Below are 16,535 nucleotides of genomic sequence, written 5' to 3' on the forward strand. Positions count from 1 at the left end.
TTGGTACGACGACGGCTATTTGCGTCCGCTGGCTCCGGCACCTTCGAGCTGGCCAACCACATCGGCGTCGGACAACTGCTCGAAGCGTTCGTAGAAGGCGCCAACAGCATGGAACTTTCCGGGAATGTGCAAGGCCAGCACGGCGTCGCAGACCCGGCCCAGCGACGTCGAGGCTTCCAATGAGGCAACCGGTACTGCGGCCACGACAGTGCCGGCACCTTCCGCCCGGACCGCCTCCACAGCTGCTCGCATCGTGGCACCGGTAGCGAGTCCGTCGTCGGCCAGCACCACGGTCTTTCCCCGGAGGTCGTGGCTGATCCCCGGGTAACGCTGGGCACGGCGGAACAGTTCGGCCCGCTCATGGGCTTCCACGGCATCCAAAGCGGGCTGGGAGATTCCATGCGCCAGGACAAGCTCCCTCAAAGGCCTGTTGACGATCCGAAGGACGTCGCCCTGCGACCAAGCCAAGGCCCCGAAAGCGGTCTCGTCACGGCCCGGGATGCCCAGCTTACGGACCAGCACGGCACCAAAGGGCAGGTACAGCTCAGCGGCAGCGGCTGCAGCTACCGGGACTCCGCCACGGGCCAGGCCGAGGACGATAGTGTCCGGCCGTTCCCGTAACTGGGGGAGTCCCTCAGCCAGGCGTCGACCGGCTTCCGCGCGGTCCTTGAAACGCATGCCCATCTGCTCCACTTCCACGTAATTCGTTGCACTGCCAAGCCTACCGTCCACACCTTGCCCGATAGCGACCGCGCTGAAAGCATGGACTGGTGAACAAACCCATCGGATATTGGATCAAGAGGCTGGACGCAGCGTTGGACGTCCAGCTGGACGCCACCCTGGCCCGGATCAAACTCACCAGGGGTCAATGGCACACCTTGGGCACCCTGTCCGAGGGCGCCATGCTGCCTGATCACTTGGAGGACGTCCTGCAGCCGTTGTGGGGCCGTGATGTTCGGCTGCGCGAGCGTGAACTTGCCGCACTGGTGGGGCGGGGAATGATCACCATGATCGACGACAGGCTGGCGCTGAGCGAACGGGGTCGGGAAAAATATCACGAGGCCCAACGGCTGGTCGAAGATGCGCGTCACGACCTGTCCATGGGCATCGGCATTGACGAGTACGCGATCGCCCTGAGCGTGCTGGAGCGCATGAGCCTCAACGCCGAACGGCTGGCCCGCTGACTGCTAACCCCGGTGACGGCTACACCCCGAGGAATTCGACCGCGGCTTCCTTGAAAGCCCTGCTCGTGATGACGTTGGTATGGGTACGTCCCGGGACCACCAATGTCTCCACCAGGCCGCCACGTTTACCGGCTATGGAGGCCAGCTCGGGCATGGTGGCCGCGCGTTCGTCCTTGTCGCCGGCTACGAGCAACAGGGGCATGTGCGGGGCTGCCTCCGCGGGATCGAAAGGCTCACCCTTGATGGCCTCAATAAGCGACAACATGGCGAACAAGTTGTTGCTCGGAAGCATTTGGGCCATCTTCAGCAGCCCGGCAGTTGACGCGTGGTCAATGGGGGTGCCGTCGGCCAGGTGCCGCTGGGCTGCGGCGAGATCGAAAGCTGCCAACGGATCTGCCGAGCTCGGCCCACCCAGGACGATGCGGTGAACCAGGTCCGGCTGGGTGGCGCCAAACTCCCAAGCCAACCGCGAACCGAGCGAGTAGCCAATGACGTCCAGTCCCGTGGACGGGTCACCGTCGCGCAGGGGCCGTGCCCCGGCGTCGGTCACTATTTGGAGGAGGTCAGCGCGGATGCGGCTGGGCGTGTAGGAATCCAGGTCCTCAGGCGAGTGGCTCCGGCCATGCCCCGGCAGGTCCACCGTGATAACCCGGCGGCCTGCATCCTGAAGGGTGGTGATCCAGCCGCTGTCCACCCAGTTCAATTTGGTGGAGGACGAGAAACCATGGATCAGCAGGACCGGGCGCAGGCCGGCATCGGTGGTCGGCTCATGGACTTCCACGAACAGCCCTGGATCCGTGCCCTCCACTGTGTGCCCGTGCTGTTCCATGGTGTGCCTGCCGGTCATCAAGTCAGTCCTCATCGAGTACGGCGCTCAGGCGGACCCGGCGCTTGGGTGCTTCGTCTTTCGGAACGGTGCCCACGATTCCGGCGGTGTCATCCGGAACCTCGAACACGATCAGCGGCTCGCCAACGTTTATCGTGTCGCCGGGCGCTCCGTGAATACGCACCACTTTACCCGCCTGCGGGCTCGGCAACTCGAGGGCCGATTTTGTGGTCTCGAGCTCCACGATCGCTTGGTTGCGTTCCACCTGCTGACCGGGCTCCACGAGCCAGTCCAGCACGGTTGCCTCAATGAGGCCTTCGCCAAGGTCGGGGAGCGGGAAGGAAATTTCAGCCACGGCGGTACTCCAGTACGCGTTGGATCCCAAAGAGGATGCGATCGATGTTGGGGATGTATTCGTCCTCCAGGTCTCCGGAGGGATAAGGCACGTCAAAACCGGTCACACGTTCCACAGGTGCCTTGAGCGTTGCAAAACAGCTCTGCGTGATGAGCTGGGCCACTTCAGCGCCCAGGCCTGAGGTCAGCGGTGCTTCATGAACGACGACGGCGCGGCGCGTCTTCCCGACTGACCGCGCCAAGGCTTCGGCATCGATCGGTTTCAGCCAGCGCAAGTCCAGGACCTCGACGTCGATGCCGTCCTCAGCTGCCAACTCCGCAACCTGCAGGCAACGTGAGACCATGGCCCCCCACGCCACAAGGGTAAGGTGCCGGCCTTCCCTGGCCACGCGCGCGCCGGTCAGGTTGCCGGCGTCGTCGGTTGCCCCACCGGGAACCGCAGTGGTGACGTCAACCGGACCTTTTTGCCAATAGCGGGACTTCGGTTCCATGAAGATCACCGGGTCCGGGCGCGTGGCGGCGTACTTCAGCAGATGGTAGGCGTCATGCGGGTTGGACGGAGAGACCACCTTGAGCCCGGGGACGTGGGCGAAGAGCGCCTCCAGGCTCTCGCCGTGGTGTTCGGGGGCGCGGATGCCGCCGAAGCTGGGCACACGCAGCGTGATGGGCATGGGAAGGGTGCCTCGGCTGCGGTAATTCATCCGGGCGATCTGGCAGACGATCTGGTTGATGGCCGGGTAGGCGAAACCGTCGAATTGGACCTCGGGGATGGGGTGGAAGCCCGCCGTGGCGAGGCCCACGGACATGCCAAGGATGCCGGACTCGGCAAGCGGGGTGTCGAAGACGCGGTCCTCGCCGTGCTTTGCCTGCAGGCCATCGGTGATGCGGAAGACGCCTCCCAAACGTCCGCAGTCCTCACCAAAAATGACGGTCTTGGGGTTCTCAGCCAGTACCTCATCCAAGGCACGGTTGAGGGCCTGCTGCATGGACATCTGCTGAACGCCTGCTGCAGCGGTCTCAGTGCCGGCCAGGGCGGTGATTGTCTCAGACATGTTCAGACTCCTCGCGCCACGCGGTGGCCTGGGATTTAAGGGCAAGGGTTGGTTCCTGGAAGACAAGGCTGAACATTTCAGCGCCAGGTCTGGGGCCCAGATCCGCAATTCCTGCCCTGACGGCTTCTTCTTCCGCTTCTGCCAAGCGCCGGGCCTCTGCGAAGAAGTTTTCGTCAGCCACTCCCTCAGAGAGGAGCCGCTGCTTGAAGCGCTCCAGCGGATCCTCTCCGGCATCGAGGCGTTCCTCGTCCAGCGTGCGGTAGCGGCCGGGATCGTCCGCGGTGGAGTGCGGACCGCGGCGGTACGTCATGGCCTCGATGACTACGGGTCCGTTGCCCGCGCGGCAGTGGGCGAAAGCGGAACGAGTGGCCTCGAAGACTGCCACCACGTCATTGCCGTCCACCTGAAGGGAGGGTATTCCATACCCTGCAGCGCGCGCCGCAACGGAGCCGCCGGCAACCTGGCGTTCGGTGGGGACGGAGATGGCCCAGCCGTTGTTCTGGATGAAGAACACCACGGGGGCTTTCATGACAGCGGCGAAGTTCATGGCTTCGTGGACGTCACCCTGGGAGGAAGCGCCGTCGCCGAAATACGTCATGGCCACGCCCATCTCACCTGCGGGGCAGCCTGCAAGTGTTTGGCCGTGGGCCCAGCCGACAGCGTGCAACACAGATCCCGCCACTACGGCCTGGATGGGGGCGAACCGGGATTCCAGCGGGTTGTACATGCCGCCGTGCCACGTGGCCTTGTGCGTAGACATGTAGCCCACCATGTCCAGGCCCATCGCCCGGGCAACGCCCATTTCACGGTAGGTGGGAAAGACGAAGTCCCGCGTCAGGTCAACGGCATAACCGCTGCCTACCTGCGCGGCCTCCTGGCCGAGCTCCGGGGCGTAGCCCGGGATGATGCCTTGGCGCTGCCAGGCGACGGCTGAGGTGTCCAGGTGCCGGACGGCTGCCATCAGCGTGTACAGCTCACGTAGTTGATGGTGGGTGAGCGGGGCCGCGTCATCATCGACGGCGGCCAGCGCAGGGTTGGTAGTCATGGCTGTGACCCTAGTCACCCGAGCGGGGTGTGCGCAATCAGCTCAATCTAGACACAACAGTTTGTACAATTTGGGCATACGAAGAAGCCCTGCACAGTACAAACTGTGCAGGGCTTCTTTGTGATGATGAGCAGTTGGCTACTCGGCGTGGGCGGAGTGTTTGGCTGCCTTTGTCCTGGCGTTGATGAAGCAGCCGGCGGCGATGACCAGGATCAGGATGAACGTTCCGATCAGCTGTCCTGCACTTTCCGGATTGGCAAAGCCCACCACCAGGATCAGGCCCAGCAGGACCAGGCCCACGATGGTGAGGAAAGGGAACCCCTTCATGCGCAGCGGCAGCTCGGTGCCATCCCGGTCCGCCCTGCGGCGAAGGATGAATTGCGATACCAGTGCAGTACCCCAAACCACCAGGCAGGTGGAGCCCACCAGATTCAGCAGCGCCGGCAGGATCCTCTCCGGGAACAGCAGTTCAAGGACCGTGGCGATGAAACCGAAGGCAACGGAAATTCCGACGGCGGCCACCGGTACCTTGGAGGCGCTCAGGCGGGAAAGGAAACGAGGGGCTTCTCCTCGCTCTGAGAGGGAGAAGATCATCCTGGAGGCGCCGTAAAGGTTGGCATTCAGGGCCGACAGCAGGGCGACGACGGCTACCAGGGTGATGGCGGCGCCGGCGCCGGGGATTCCTGCGAGGTCCAGCACTCCGGCGAACGGGGACTTCAGTCCCTCCGAGCCCACGGGAAGGACGGCTGCGATGACGAAGACGGAGCCGATGTAGAAGACCAGGATGCGCCACACCACGGTGCGGATGGCCTTACCAACGCTGTGGGCGGGGTTCTCGGTTTCGGCAGCAGCAACGCTGACGATCTCGGTTCCACCGAAGGCGAAGATCACCACGAACAAAGCGGCGGCGATGCCACCGATGCCGTTGGGGGCGAAGTCTCCGAATGCTGAGAATCCGGGGGAGGGGACATTCGGCAGCCATCCGAGGAGCAGGGCTGCGCCGATGAGCAGGAAGATGACGATCGCAGCCACCTTGAGGATGGCGAACCAGAACTCGAACTCGCCGAAGTTGCGCACACCCACGAGGTTGATGCCGGTGAAGACCACCATGAAGACCAGTGCGAGGATCCATACCGGGATAACCGGCCAGATGGAGAACAGCAATCCGGCCGCTCCGATGGCTTCGGCTGCAATGACCACTACCAGTTGAAGCCACCACAGCCAGCCGATGGTTCCGCCGGCCGTCTTGCCCATGGCTTTCTCTGCGTAGACGGAGAAGGCGCCGCTGTTCGGATTGGCGGCTGCCATCTCGCCCAGGGCCCACATGACCAGGATGATCAAGGTGCCTGCGACGAGGTAGGAAATGAGCACTGACGGACCGGCGGCCTGAACGCCTGCGCCTGAGCCGAGGAAGAGACCGGCTCCAATTGCGCTGCCGAGCCCCATCATGGTGAGTTGTCGCGGTTTGAGCGAATGGCCTAGGCCGGATGTTGCCGCAGGAGCCGCGATGGACTTCGTTGTCATACGTGTCTACCTTCTATGGATTACATGCTGGTTTGGAGTGCTGGCCTCTTGGGCTTGGCACACGGGCGTCGACGACGCAGCAAGAGCCGTGGAATAATTCTCGCAGTTTGTAAGATACATCACTTTTTGCTGTAGCGATGTGATGGGTACGGATCCCCGGGGACAGGAACTTTGATGCTGGTCGATGCGCTTGATGCAAAAATTGTACGTTTCTTCACGGATTCACCGCGATCTTCGGTGCTGGAGGCCTCGCGCGTGCTCAGGGTTGCCAGGGCCACGGTCCAGTCCAGGATTGACCGAATGATTGAAAACGGGGTCATCGGCTCCTGGGTTCCCCAGCCGGACCCCGCCAATTTTGGATTTCCCGTGGTGGCGTTTTGCTCGGTCACCATCACGCAGGAGATTGGCCATGACGCCATCATCGAAAGCCTGAGTGCCATTCCCGAAATTATCGAGGTCCATACGGTCACGGGAAACTCGGACCTCATGGTGCGGATCGCGGCACGATCCAACCCGGACATGCAACGGGTCCTTGATGCCATGATCGCAACCAAGTCCGTGGTTCGGTGTTCGTCGGTCATCGTGCTGAACAGCCATATCCAGGGCCGGACCCTGCCATTGATGGAAGCGGCCGCAAAGACAGTGTGACTTAAAGCATTTTGCCAAGCGCCTGCTGAGTCGTACCATTAGTTCTAGTCAACATGACTTTAACTAACGCCCCGCTTTGGAGGGAGCGTTCGGGACGGCGATGAAGCGAGGTGAACGCCGTGAACACCAACTCAGCAAACGTCGCCGAGAGGCGGCTCGCACCGCCGTCGTTGGCTATTTCAACGGTCATTTTCGCCCTCCGCCCGAGCGAAAAGTCCGGGCGCCCTACGCTGTGGTTGCCGCTGGTCCGCCGCATCCGTGAACCCTACAAAGACATGTGGGCACTTCCGGGCGGACCTTTGGCCCACGACGAATCGCTCCAGGACGCGGCCTCACGGAACCTCCGCGAAACGACCGGTCTGACACCGCAATACCTTGAGCAGCTCTACGCTTTCGGCGGGCTCCACCGCTCACCCACCCAGCGGGTCGTGTCCATTGTGTATTGGGCCCTGGTTCAACCCACCGAAGCTGCCCTCGCGGACGAATCCGAGAATGTGCGCTGGTTCCGGGCGGACCGGCTCGGTGAACTCGCTTTCGACCACAACGCAATCGTTGACTATGCCCTGTGGCGGCTCCGCAACAAGATGGCGTACGGGTCCATCGCGTACCACCTGCTGGGAGAGTTCTTCACCCTCGCCCAAGTCCGCGAAGTCTACGAGGCCGTGCTGGACCGCCAGCTCGATCCCGCAAACTTCCGCAGGCACGTCAAGGCAACACCGGAAATCGAAGAAACCGGTGAGTACCTGCAAGGCGGAAAACACCGCCCACCACGCCTCTACCGCTTCACCGGCACGCCCGGCCTCGGGCCAGACAACAGGAGTACACCATGAGCAGCGTCAATACTGCCGTCCAGCTGATCACTCGCGAAGAAGCCGAGAAGGGCCTCTCCCGCGCAGGGTCCACGTGCAGCCCGGCCTTGGCCAGGGGGCCCTGGGAGTACGACCTCGCCGAAGCACTCGCCGGCGAACCCGCATACGGCCCGGGTGCCTCCAGCAGTGACGTCGCGCCCAAAGCCACTCCCCGCCAAGGCCAGCTGCCGGAGGAGTACAAGAAAGCCACCGACGCCGAACTTGACGCCCGCATCAAGGCCGCCAAAGCAACGCTCGGGGACCGTGCCGTTATCCTGGGCCACTTCTACCAGCGCGACGAAGTCATCCAGTACGCGGACTTCGTAGGCGACTCCTTCCAGCTGGCCAACGCAGCACTGACCAAGCCGGACGCCGAAGCCATCATCTTCTGCGGCGTGCACTTCATGGCCGAGACGGCGGACATCCTCTCGACGCCCGACCAAGCCGTCATCCTGCCGAACCTCGCCGCGGGCTGCTCCATGGCAGACATGGCGGACGAAGACTCCGTAGAGGAATGCTGGGAACAGCTCCAGGAGATTTTCGGGACGGAGGCAGATGCATCCGGCAAGGTGCCCGTCATCCCCGTCACCTACATGAACTCCTCTGCTGCGCTGAAAGCTTTCTGCGGCCGCAACGGTGGCATCGTCTGCACGTCCTCAAACGCCAAAGTGGTCCTGGAATGGGCCTTCGAACGTGGTCAGCGGGTCTTGTTCTTCCCCGACCAGCACTTGGGCCGCAACACCGCCAAAGCCCTCGGCGTCCCCCTGGAACAGATGCCCATGTGGAATCCGCGCAAGGAACTCGGCGGCAACGACGAACAGCAGCTGCTCGATTCCAGGGTGATCCTGTGGCACGGCTTCTGCTCGGTCCACAAGCGCTTCAACGTGGGCCAGATCGAGAAAGCCCGCCAGGACTTCCCGGGCGTTAACGTGATCGTCCACCCCGAATGCCCCATGGAGGTGGTAGACGCCGCCGACTCCGCCGGCTCCACCGACTTCATCAAGAAAGCCATCGCCGCCGCCACCGAACCCACCACGTTCGCCATCGGCACCGAAATCAATATGGTGAACCGGCTAGCCGCCGAAAACCCGCAGCACACCATCTTCTGCCTGGATCCGGTCATCTGCCCTTGCTCCACCATGTATCGCATCCACCCCGGCTACCTCGCATGGGTCCTCGAGGAACTCGTGGAGGGACGCATCGTCAACCGCATCACTGTGGACGACTCCGTGCAGGAGAACGCCAAGATTGCGCTGGAGCGCATGCTGGCAGCCAAGCCGGCCTAAGCAAGCCGGCGCACCCAACCCGGCATGGCACGTCATCCAAACCACACCGGACTAGCCGAATCGAGCCCCATATGACTACAGCGAGCGTTGCTGGAGGTCCCGTCCCCAAGCGGCTGATCGTCGTCGGAAGCGGCATAGCAGGACTCTATTCTGCGCTGCTTGCCGCGGAAGCCGGCGCGCAAGTGGTGCTGTTGACCAAGGGTGCGCTCGCGGACAGCAACACCTACTACGCCCAAGGCGGGATTTCCGCCGTGTTGGACGAGCCCGCCCCCGGTGACACGGTAGCTGCGCACATCGCCGACACCCTCAAAGCAGGGGCGGGCCACTGCAATGAAGACGCAGTACGGGTGTTGTGTACGGAGGCGCGGCTGGACATCGCCGGTTTGAGCCGGTTCGGCGTCCGGTTCGACCTCGACGACGACGGCGATCCCGCCTTGGGTCTCGAAGCCGCCCACTCAGCTCCGCGCATCCTGCACGCCGGCGGCGACGCCACGGGCGCCGGTGTGGCCGCTGCGCTGATCAGGACGGTTTTGGACTTCCAAGCCGCGGGCAGGATCCAGGTCATCGGGCACGCCCACGTGACATCGCTCTCCCTGAGCGGAGAAAAGGGTGGCCGCGTAGCGGGAGCAAATTTCCTCCACGAAGGGCGCCACCTCGGGGTCCACGGCGACTCCGTTCTGCTGGCCACCGGGGGAGCAGGGCAGCTTTTCGGCCAAACTACCAACCCCGCTGTGGCAACAGCAGATGGCTTGGCGCTCGCATGGCGTGTTGGAGCCGCCGTGGCGGACCTCGAGTTCTTCCAATTCCACCCCACCTGCATGGTGCTTCCCGAGGCAGCCCGGGAAGCAGAGGGCAACAACGACCCCCTGCTGATCTCTGAAGCAGTGCGGGGCGAAGGCGCCATCCTGGTGGATGCCAACGGGCACCGCTTCATGCCCCACTACCACCCTGATGCGGAACTGGCACCCCGGGATGTGGTCTCCCGCAGCATCGCCCTGCACCTGGCAAAACTTGGCGCGCCTAACGGCCACGTGTTCCTCGACGCCACCATGATCGAAGAACAGCGGGGCCGCGGCTTCCTGGCCAAACGTTTCCCCACCCTCAGCAAACGGACCCGGCAAGCCGGAGTTGACTGGACCCGGGAACTCGTCCCGGTTGCACCCGCGGCGCACTACTGGATGGGTGGCGTTGTGACCGACCTTTACGGCCGGACGTCGGTTCCCGGGCTGCTGGCCGCCGGCGAGGTTGCGTGCACCGGGGTGCAGGGTGCCAACCGGCTGGCCAGCAACTCCCTGCTCGAAGGCCTCGTTTTCGGGCGGCGGGCTGTTGAAGCGTTCCTCGCTGGTGACCGCGACGCCGCAGGCCCCTTGGCGCCTGCGCTCGCGCCTCGTACCGGCGATCGCCTCGCAAGCTCGGCGGCCGGTTCGGGCGCTCACGCGACAACGGCGCTGTCGGGGCCTCCGGCGGCGCTGCTGGAAAGTGTTACCTCCACCCACTCGCCGGACGCTTGGGCGTTTGAGTCGGATCCGGTGCCCGCTACCACCTCCTGGGAGTTTGATTCCTTGCCGGGGCCAGGTGCTCGTGAGGCATCCTTTGCTCAGGCGGGGATGTTTTCGCGGGGGGCCTTAAGGCGGTTGATGACTGCCAAGGCCGGCGTGTTGCGTGATGGCGCACTGCTTCGTGAGGCCGGTGTGGCGTTGGCTGCATGGACGGGAGAGATCCAGCCCCTGAACGTACCTGATTCCCAAGATCTCCGGGAGCATGAGGATGCCAATCTTCTCTTGGCGGCCCAGCTACTCGTCCATGCTGGGACGGAGCGGCGGGAGTCGTTGGGGGCGCATTACCGCAGTGACAGCGTGGCCGAACCAGCCGCCGTCGACGATTTTGACAAGCGTTACACCATGAGCCGGAAAGTGAGCCTCGTCCATGACTAACCTGACCCTCCCCGCAGCCCCCGTCCGGGACATCCTGGAACGGGCATTCGCGGAGGACGCACCCAGCGGGGACATCACCTCCCAACTGCTGATCCCGGCCGGCGCCCGGGCAACAGCTGTGCTGAATGCGCGCGTCCCCGGCGTCTTCAGCGGCGGTACCGTGTTCCGCGACGCCATGAAGCTTGCGGACCCGGACACGGAGGTGGAACTGCTGCTCGCAGACGGTGAAGCGTTCGACGCCGGAACCCACCTGGCGCGGGTCAGCGGCAGCGCGCGCTCGGTGCTGCTGGCTGAACGCGTAGGACTGAACCTGGTGCAGCGGATGAGTGCCATCGCCACGAAGACCGCCGAATTCGTACGGCTCGTCGAAGGGACGCGTGCGCGAATCACAGACACCCGCAAGACCACTCCCGGACTCCGTGTCCTGGAACGCTACGCGGTGCGCTGCGGTGGGGGAGCGAACCACCGCTACAGCCTCTCCGATGCCGTGTTGGTCAAGGACAATCACTTGGCCGTCATGACCGGGGGAGACTCCGGCAAGCTCACCGTGTTGCTGATCGCGGCCAAATCCCAGCTGGGACACACCACCCACTTCGAAGTTGAAGTGGACCGGGCCGAGCAGATCGAACCGGTGCTGGCGGCCGGTGTAGATACCATCATGCTGGACAATTTCTCGTTGGAGGAGCTGCGTGCCGGGGTCAAGCAAGTGGACGGACGGGCCATCGTGGAAGCGAGCGGCAACGTGAACATCAACACCGTTACAGGAATTGCTGCGGCCGGCGTGGACGTCATCTCCATCGGAGGACTAACCCACAGCGTGAGCGCGCTCGATCTCGGCCTTGACGTTGTTCTAGAGACAGCCTGACACTCCCATGATCTTCCTCGATGCCGCAGCTACAACTCCAGTTCGCCGTGAGGCACTTGAAGCCATGTGGCCCTACCTGAGCGGCGAGTTCGGCAACCCCTCCAGCCATCACAGCCTGGGCGAAGCGGCAGCAGCTGCACTCGCGGAAGCCCGTTCCGGCGTCGCGAAGGTCCTGAACTGCCGCGCCGGCGAGGTGACCTTCACCTCCGGAGGCACGGAAGCGGACAATCTGGCCGTCAAGGGCATCGCGCTGGCCCGGCACTCTGCCGACCCTTCGCGGAATCGTGTGGTGATCAGCGCGATCGAGCATCCCGCGGTGGAAGAATCAGCCCGCTATCTGGAACGGGTGCACGGGTTCGCCGTCGATGTACTGCCGGTCGACAGGCACGGCTTGGTGTCGACCGAGGCCCTTGCGGCCGCAATACGGCCCGAAACCGCAGTGGTGAGCATCATGTACGCGAACAACGAGATCGGAACCATACAGCCCATTGAGGCCCTGGCGGCAGTGGCACGGGAGCACGGCGTGCCGTTCCACACTGACGCAGTGCAGGCTGCCGGATGGTTGCCGCTGGACGTCAAGGCGCTGGGCGTGGATGCACTGACTATGTCCGGACACAAACTTGGTGCGCCCAAGGGGTCCGGTGTCCTGTTCACGAAGGGCCGCCTGCGGATGGAGCCCCTGATCCACGGCGGGGGCCAGGAACGGGCAAGACGCTCAGGCACGGAGAACGTGGCCGGTGCTGTGGCGTTGTCCACGGCGCTCCGGCTGTCCGCAGCCGAGCAGCCCGAGTTGGTTGCGCGGGTTTCGCCCCTGAGGAATCAGTTCATCGATCAGATCCTCGCCACCGTACCGGACGCGTTGCTCACAGGTCACCGAAGCCAGCGCCTACCCTCAGTGGCGTCCTTCTGCTTCCCGGGTACCAGCGGCGAGTCGGTGCTTCTTGAGCTTGAGCGGCTTGGCGTGGTGTGTTCCAGTGGCTCGGCTTGCGCTGCAGGATCCGACGCTCCCTCGCCCGTGCTGATGGCCTTGGGGATCGCTCCTGAAACGGCCCAGACCGCAGTGCGTTTCAGCTTTACCTCCTCTGTCACCCACGGCGAACTGGAACAAGCCGCCGCTGCTGTGGAAACCGCCGTCGGACGCGTCCGGAACCTGGCTGCCCCGCAACCGGGCTAGAAACCGCCATACCGGTGCAACCGCAGCCGGGCACGTTACACGTGCCGGGCGCGCCGGAAAATCCAGTGCCGCAGCAGCGTGAAACGGACAGCCGTGGCCACAAATCCTGACAGGGTGGTAGTCCAGAGTTCCTCTGTGACGGTGGCTTCCGGGCGCAACAAATGCAGCACGCCCAGACTGCCGCCGGTAATGATCAGCGCGACGCCGATCACGATCACCCCGCTGAGGTGGTCTTGAGTGCGCTTTCTCTTGCCGGTGATCTTGAACGTCAGGCGGCGGTTCAGGGCAGTGTTCATCAGCGATGTCAGGATCAGTGCCACAGCATTGGCCAGTTGGGGATCCATCCAGGGACGCAACAAAGCATAGATTGCCAATGATGTGGCCGTGCAGATCACTCCTACACCGGTGAAGCGCAGTAATTGCCGCACAGCCGGGTATTTCAGAATGCCGCGATGCCGTTTGCGCGGGAGCTTAGGGGAGGGAGCCACGCGCAATTCAGTGGCATCCGCGGCTGTCTCCATACTTCAAGCCTGACACACTATGCAGGCTGCTCCTCCCATGAAGCGCCGGTGACAGGGTTGTGAAGCTCGCCGATTCCTTCCACGCGGCATACCACCGTGTCCCCGGGTTGGATCCGCGCGCATTCCGCAGGGAACCCTGTGAGCACAAGGTCACCGGGTTGGAGGGTCATGAAAGAGGTCAGATAGACCATGATCTCGTCCACTTTCCACCCGAGGTCCGCGGAACTGGCGGTCCTGAGGGTGTTGCCGTTATGGACAATGCCGATCTCAAGCTTCGAGTCATCCAAGTCCGTGACTATCCACGGTCCTGCGGGAGTAAAAGTGTCCTGGCTCTTGGCGCTGATCCAAAGTTCGTCGGTCTTCTGGAGGTCGCGGGCGGAGACGTCGTTGCCAATGGTGTAACCGAGAATCGCAGAACGTGCCGTTTCCAGCGTCAAGCCCCTCGCAGGGCGTCCGACGACGACCGTCAATTCCGCTTCAGGATCTACGTACCCCACGGTGGAGTCCAGTTGGATGGCCTCACCGGGGCCGATCACGCTCGAAGCCGCCTTGTGGAAGGCCTGGGGTGGCAGGTCCCGGCCGGGCTGCCCGGTGTTGTGGGCCATGCCGAAGACGTTGACAGGTACTGATGGGGCCAAGAAGGTAAACGCGTCCTGGCTGACCACAGCGCCGGGCTCCCAGCCCTCCCTGGCTGGAGTGTTGGCGTTGGCGCGCGATGCCGAAAAGGGAGAATCAATCACAGTCCACCGGGTGCCGGCGGCCGAGTGGAACTCCGCAGCGTCATTGGCCACGAAGAATTGCTCATCCGGGGACCGGCCGCTCGGGGCCGGGCCCGGGGCAGGGGTGGGCCGAACACGGGCGATGCGACGGGGAGAGGACGAAGTCATGATGACATCCTACGTCCTCGGTAGGGTGTGCATCGCGTTGCGGGGCCCGCTTTTCGCCTCAACGTACATCCTTGGCGCGCAGAGCGGACCACGCAACGCTTCAGGTGAGAGGGGCCGATCCGAAGGCAACGCTGAAGCGGTCGCACCACAGCACTACTGAAGTCAGGCCCGTGATGTCAGTTCCGGTTGGGATGGCGTAATTTTGATTGCCGTGTGTCGCTTTGATCGCGCCGAGATCCACGTACCGTCCGGAACGGTATTTGAACCAGTCGCCGCCGGCCTCCAGGCTGCTTAACCAGACTTTGACGTCGGGGCCGTCGCTGCTGGCCAGGTTCTCCAAACGCAGCAGATGGCTCCCGTCGGGGAGTTTCAGCAAACGGGCGGCGCCGGTTGTCTCATGCTCCTGGGACAGGAACGTACCCGAGCTGAGAATCACCGGCGTTGTGGGGACCAGCTCCGGGGGAGCCGGCGTTGCGGGAGTTGGTGAGGCTACCGCTGCAGGGTCGTTGGAAGATCCGGAGCTCGCGGAAACAGGTGCAGCCGGCAGCGCCTCATCGAGGCTGCTGCTGGTGAAAAGGCGCCATGGCTGGAACAGCGCCGCCCCAACCACAACCAGAGAGAGGACCACCACGCCTGCTACGGACGCGAGGATCCTGTGGGCTCGTAGCAGTCCCCGCAGTCCATTCATGCTCCATAGTCTGTTCATGCTTCAAAACTAGGCTCCGCAGCATCGATGCGGGGGCTCCAATGCTTACCATCTGCTTACCCGTAAAGTTCTCCCACGGGCACTTCTGCCGACAGGCGGTTGGCTGGTCCGGGCAGCGGGCATGCCCAGGCTTCGTTGTAGGCGCACGACGGGTTATAGGCGAAGTTGAAGTCCAGGACGAGCTCTTGGTCAGCACCGGTTCCCCGCGTTCCATGGAACGAGCCCTTGACCGTGTCCAGCAGATATCTGCCTGCTCCGTAACTTCCGCCGTCTTGGCCGGCTGTCGCATCACGGAAGGGCACAAAGATTCCACCGCCGTAGCTCCGTAGCCGCCAGGCCGCCAAGGAGCCGAGTCCGGGCAGCTCAAGGGTGCCGATCCTCGTGAAGGGGACAACACCATCCGTGCCGGTTTCCACGTTCATCTCCTGGCCGGCTCCTTCCAGCGACAGGGCGGCGTATATCCGGAAGGAGGGATCGTATTGAGCGGTTCGAAGCCCTGAAAATGAAGCCTTCATGTCCGCTGTGAGCGCTGAAGCAGGATGCGTAGCGAACATCAGGTCCCGTTCCTGCCGCCAAAACACGTGGGCGTCGAACGGGTTGGTGGCTGCGAGTTGACGCACCTTGTCGTAGAGAGCGAACGTCCTTAGGCGCCAGTCGGCTATATCAACCGCTGACATGGTGGGGATGTCGTCCTCGAAATAGTCCTGCTGATCGGGAGCCATACCCCCAGCGTAGTCCTGTGCGTGTCGCGGGATCGCCGCCGATAGGCTGGGATCATGAAGGGCACCTTGAACCTGAGCCGCATTTCCATCCGGCTCGCTGCCGTGGTGGCAGCCGGCTCCGTACTCGCTGCCATGGCATCCTGCTCAGCTGACAATAAGGGCCCGCAAGTTACCTCGACGGCCGGCTCCCGGCCCAGCAGTTCCGAATCGGGGACCGGCACTATGGAAAGCACGACGCCGGCGACGGACTCTGAGGCGGACTCCCCGTCCGCCACCCCCACCTCCGCCAGCCCCAGCCAAGGCGAGGGCGCTTCGGCCAGTGTCGGACCCAGCCCTGCGGCAACGGCCGTGTCCTGGAAGACATACACGGACTCCGCCAAGACCGTCAGCTTTGAGCTGCCGCAGGAGTGGATTGCCCAGTCGGTGACGCCGGAGGCGGGTTCGCTGGCCCAAGCCGTAAAGGTGGAAGTCAAGGATGCTGGAGGGCGCTATATCGCCACCCTCCAAACAGGCCTGCCGCCGGCTGCGCCCGTGGCCTGCCCAGCCGGACAGGCGCGCCCATATGTGGTGATCAGCAGCGTCCCCTTGGACATCCCGCATTCCGATGGCCCGGAGAGCATTGACCCAAGGGTGGTCTTCCGGGTGGTCCAGGGCTACAAGTTCTTCGGCTCTTACGGTATTACCAACATGGTGGCCGGAGCGGACGGGCAGTCCTGCGAGCTGAGGAACCGGGTTCAGGGCCCTGCAGGAAAAGGTGACATCTCCTTTGGGGATGTCCCGGCGATCCGTGCCTTTGCCGCTGATGAGAAGGTGGCTCCGGCCAAGTCTTTCGATACCTTGGACCTGGCCGCGAAGTACGCGGTCCATGGTTCTGAATTTGCCAATGTCCAGCGGATGCTACTGTCTCTGAAGATCAATTCGTAGTCCTGCGATTGACTGATACACACATACGACGGCGA

18 protein-coding genes are annotated in these 16,535 nt (G+C 63.5%); 8 read left to right on the forward strand and 10 right to left on the reverse strand.

Translation table 11 applies throughout. The features are described 5' to 3' along the window. Window positions 1-15: 15 nt before the first annotated feature. Entirely contained in the window at window positions 16-684 is a 669-nt protein-coding gene (locus ACLRGI_RS02980; RefSeq protein WP_419200324.1) for a phosphoribosyltransferase, read from the reverse strand. Between the two features lie 86 nt (window positions 685-770). Between ACLRGI_RS02980 and ACLRGI_RS02985 the strand changes: the two genes are divergently transcribed. Beyond that, the gene (locus tag ACLRGI_RS02985; RefSeq protein WP_419200238.1) at window positions 771-1,184 is read left to right on the forward strand and encodes a winged helix DNA-binding protein; all 414 of its coding nucleotides are present in this window, start codon (window positions 771-773) and stop codon (window positions 1,182-1,184) included. Between the two features lie 19 nt (window positions 1,185-1,203). On the opposite strand, the gene ACLRGI_RS02990 is transcribed toward ACLRGI_RS02985, so the two are convergent. The 5 genes from ACLRGI_RS02990 to ACLRGI_RS03010 form a co-directional block, all read right to left on the reverse strand. Further along, on the reverse strand, window positions 1,204-2,031 hold the full coding sequence (locus tag ACLRGI_RS02990; RefSeq protein WP_419200239.1) for an alpha/beta fold hydrolase: 828 nt from the start codon (window positions 2,029-2,031) through the stop codon (window positions 1,204-1,206). Window positions 2,032-2,035: 4 nt separating this feature from the next. Continuing rightward, complete coding sequence (locus ACLRGI_RS02995; RefSeq protein WP_014922133.1) at window positions 2,036-2,365, reverse strand: biotin/lipoyl-containing protein; 330 nt, start codon at window positions 2,363-2,365, stop codon at window positions 2,036-2,038. After that, window positions 2,358-3,416 (reverse strand): alpha-ketoacid dehydrogenase subunit beta, encoded by a 1,059-nt coding sequence (locus ACLRGI_RS03000; RefSeq protein WP_419200240.1) that lies wholly within the window; start codon window positions 3,414-3,416, stop codon window positions 2,358-2,360. Before ACLRGI_RS03000 ends, ACLRGI_RS02995 begins: the two co-directional genes overlap by 8 nt. Beyond that, window positions 3,409-4,461 (reverse strand): thiamine pyrophosphate-dependent enzyme, encoded by a 1,053-nt coding sequence (locus tag ACLRGI_RS03005; protein ID WP_419200241.1) that lies wholly within the window; start codon window positions 4,459-4,461, stop codon window positions 3,409-3,411. The genes ACLRGI_RS03000 and ACLRGI_RS03005 overlap by 8 nt, the downstream gene beginning before the upstream one ends. A gap of 138 nt (window positions 4,462-4,599) precedes the next feature. Further along, the gene (locus ACLRGI_RS03010) at window positions 4,600-5,985 is read right to left on the reverse strand and encodes an amino acid permease (protein WP_419200242.1); all 1,386 of its coding nucleotides are present in this window, start codon (window positions 5,983-5,985) and stop codon (window positions 4,600-4,602) included. A 174-nt stretch (window positions 5,986-6,159) separates the two neighbouring features. On the opposite strand from ACLRGI_RS03010, the gene ACLRGI_RS03015 reads away from it, so the two are divergent. From ACLRGI_RS03015 to ACLRGI_RS03040, 6 genes are all read left to right on the forward strand, one after another. Next, window positions 6,160-6,633: an Lrp/AsnC family transcriptional regulator gene (locus ACLRGI_RS03015; RefSeq protein WP_207593857.1), complete on the forward strand. Its 474-nt coding sequence runs from the start codon at window positions 6,160-6,162 to the stop codon at window positions 6,631-6,633. Between the two features lie 110 nt (window positions 6,634-6,743). Beyond that, window positions 6,744-7,463, forward strand: coding sequence for an NUDIX hydrolase (locus tag ACLRGI_RS03020; RefSeq protein ID WP_280623057.1), 720 nt, complete (start codon window positions 6,744-6,746; stop codon window positions 7,461-7,463). Next, on the forward strand, window positions 7,460-8,767 hold the full coding sequence (gene nadA, locus ACLRGI_RS03025; protein ID WP_419200243.1) for a quinolinate synthase NadA: 1,308 nt from the start codon (window positions 7,460-7,462) through the stop codon (window positions 8,765-8,767). Before ACLRGI_RS03020 ends, nadA begins: the two co-directional genes overlap by 4 nt. Before the next feature lie 71 nt (window positions 8,768-8,838). Further along, window positions 8,839-10,701 (forward strand): L-aspartate oxidase, encoded by a 1,863-nt coding sequence (locus ACLRGI_RS03030; protein ID WP_419200244.1) that lies wholly within the window; start codon window positions 8,839-8,841, stop codon window positions 10,699-10,701. After that, on the forward strand, window positions 10,694-11,566 hold the full coding sequence (gene nadC / locus ACLRGI_RS03035; protein WP_419200245.1) for a carboxylating nicotinate-nucleotide diphosphorylase: 873 nt from the start codon (window positions 10,694-10,696) through the stop codon (window positions 11,564-11,566). Before ACLRGI_RS03030 ends, nadC begins: the two co-directional genes overlap by 8 nt. A gap of 7 nt (window positions 11,567-11,573) precedes the next feature. Further along, complete coding sequence (locus ACLRGI_RS03040; RefSeq protein ID WP_419200246.1) at window positions 11,574-12,740, forward strand: cysteine desulfurase family protein; 1,167 nt, start codon at window positions 11,574-11,576, stop codon at window positions 12,738-12,740. 35 nt (window positions 12,741-12,775) lie between these two features. On the opposite strand, the gene ACLRGI_RS03045 is transcribed toward ACLRGI_RS03040, so the two are convergent. The 4 genes from ACLRGI_RS03045 to ACLRGI_RS03060 all read right to left on the reverse strand — a co-directional run bounded on the left by ACLRGI_RS03045 (window position 12,776) and on the right by ACLRGI_RS03060 (window position 15,576). Continuing rightward, entirely contained in the window at window positions 12,776-13,261 is a 486-nt protein-coding gene (locus ACLRGI_RS03045) for a GtrA family protein (RefSeq protein ID WP_419200247.1), read from the reverse strand. Window positions 13,262-13,278: 17 nt separating this feature from the next. Continuing rightward, complete coding sequence (locus ACLRGI_RS03050) at window positions 13,279-14,148, reverse strand: fumarylacetoacetate hydrolase family protein (RefSeq protein WP_419200248.1); 870 nt, start codon at window positions 14,146-14,148, stop codon at window positions 13,279-13,281. 100 nt (window positions 14,149-14,248) lie between these two features. After that, window positions 14,249-14,836, reverse strand: coding sequence for a DM13 domain-containing protein (locus tag ACLRGI_RS03055; protein WP_419200249.1), 588 nt, complete (start codon window positions 14,834-14,836; stop codon window positions 14,249-14,251). Between the two features lie 74 nt (window positions 14,837-14,910). Next, window positions 14,911-15,576, reverse strand: coding sequence for a DUF1684 domain-containing protein (locus tag ACLRGI_RS03060; RefSeq protein WP_419200250.1), 666 nt, complete (start codon window positions 15,574-15,576; stop codon window positions 14,911-14,913). A 54-nt stretch (window positions 15,577-15,630) separates the two neighbouring features. Here ACLRGI_RS03060 and ACLRGI_RS03065 point away from each other — a divergent pair, with 54 nt between their 5' ends. After that, window positions 15,631-16,500 carry a hypothetical protein gene (locus ACLRGI_RS03065; RefSeq protein WP_419200251.1) on the forward strand — a complete coding sequence of 290 codons (870 nt, stop codon included), beginning with the start codon at window positions 15,631-15,633 and terminating at the stop codon, window positions 16,498-16,500. The last annotated feature ends 35 nt before the right edge of the window (window positions 16,501-16,535 follow it).

Source organism: Paenarthrobacter sp. PPS72, from assembly GCF_048537125.1.
GTDB lineage: Bacteria > Actinomycetota > Actinomycetes > Actinomycetales > Micrococcaceae > Arthrobacter > Arthrobacter nitroguajacolicus_E.

Excerpts from the sequence above, each read along its gene's own strand:
- ACLRGI_RS03060 (WP_419200250.1), bottom strand. The coding sequence starts at position 15,576 with ATGGCTCCCGATCAGCAGGACTATTTCGAGGACGACATCCCCACCATG.
- ACLRGI_RS03030 (WP_419200244.1), top strand. The coding sequence starts at position 8,839 with ATGACTACAGCGAGCGTTGCTGGAGGTCCCGTCCCCAAGCGGCTGATC.
- nadA (WP_419200243.1), top strand. The coding sequence starts at position 7,460 with ATGAGCAGCGTCAATACTGCCGTCCAGCTGATCACTCGCGAAGAAGCC.
- ACLRGI_RS03050 (WP_419200248.1), bottom strand. The coding sequence starts at position 14,148 with ATGACTTCGTCCTCTCCCCGTCGCATCGCCCGTGTTCGGCCCACCCCT.
- ACLRGI_RS03065 (WP_419200251.1), top strand. The coding sequence starts at position 15,631 with ATGAAGGGCACCTTGAACCTGAGCCGCATTTCCATCCGGCTCGCTGCC.
- ACLRGI_RS03045 (WP_419200247.1), bottom strand. The coding sequence starts at position 13,261 with ATGGAGACAGCCGCGGATGCCACTGAATTGCGCGTGGCTCCCTCCCCT.
- ACLRGI_RS02990 (WP_419200239.1), bottom strand. The coding sequence starts at position 2,031 with ATGACCGGCAGGCACACCATGGAACAGCACGGGCACACAGTGGAGGGC.
- ACLRGI_RS02980 (WP_419200324.1), bottom strand. The coding sequence starts at position 684 with ATGGGCATGCGTTTCAAGGACCGCGCGGAAGCCGGTCGACGCCTGGCT.
- ACLRGI_RS03015 (WP_207593857.1), top strand. The coding sequence starts at position 6,160 with ATGCTGGTCGATGCGCTTGATGCAAAAATTGTACGTTTCTTCACGGAT.
- ACLRGI_RS03000 (WP_419200240.1), bottom strand. The coding sequence starts at position 3,416 with ATGTCTGAGACAATCACCGCCCTGGCCGGCACTGAGACCGCTGCAGCA.
- ACLRGI_RS03055 (WP_419200249.1), bottom strand. The coding sequence starts at position 14,836 with ATGAATGGACTGCGGGGACTGCTACGAGCCCACAGGATCCTCGCGTCC.
- nadC (WP_419200245.1), top strand. The coding sequence starts at position 10,694 with ATGACTAACCTGACCCTCCCCGCAGCCCCCGTCCGGGACATCCTGGAA.
- ACLRGI_RS03005 (WP_419200241.1), bottom strand. The coding sequence starts at position 4,461 with ATGACTACCAACCCTGCGCTGGCCGCCGTCGATGATGACGCGGCCCCG.
- ACLRGI_RS03040 (WP_419200246.1), top strand. The coding sequence starts at position 11,574 with ATGATCTTCCTCGATGCCGCAGCTACAACTCCAGTTCGCCGTGAGGCA.
- ACLRGI_RS03010 (WP_419200242.1), bottom strand. The coding sequence starts at position 5,985 with ATGACAACGAAGTCCATCGCGGCTCCTGCGGCAACATCCGGCCTAGGC.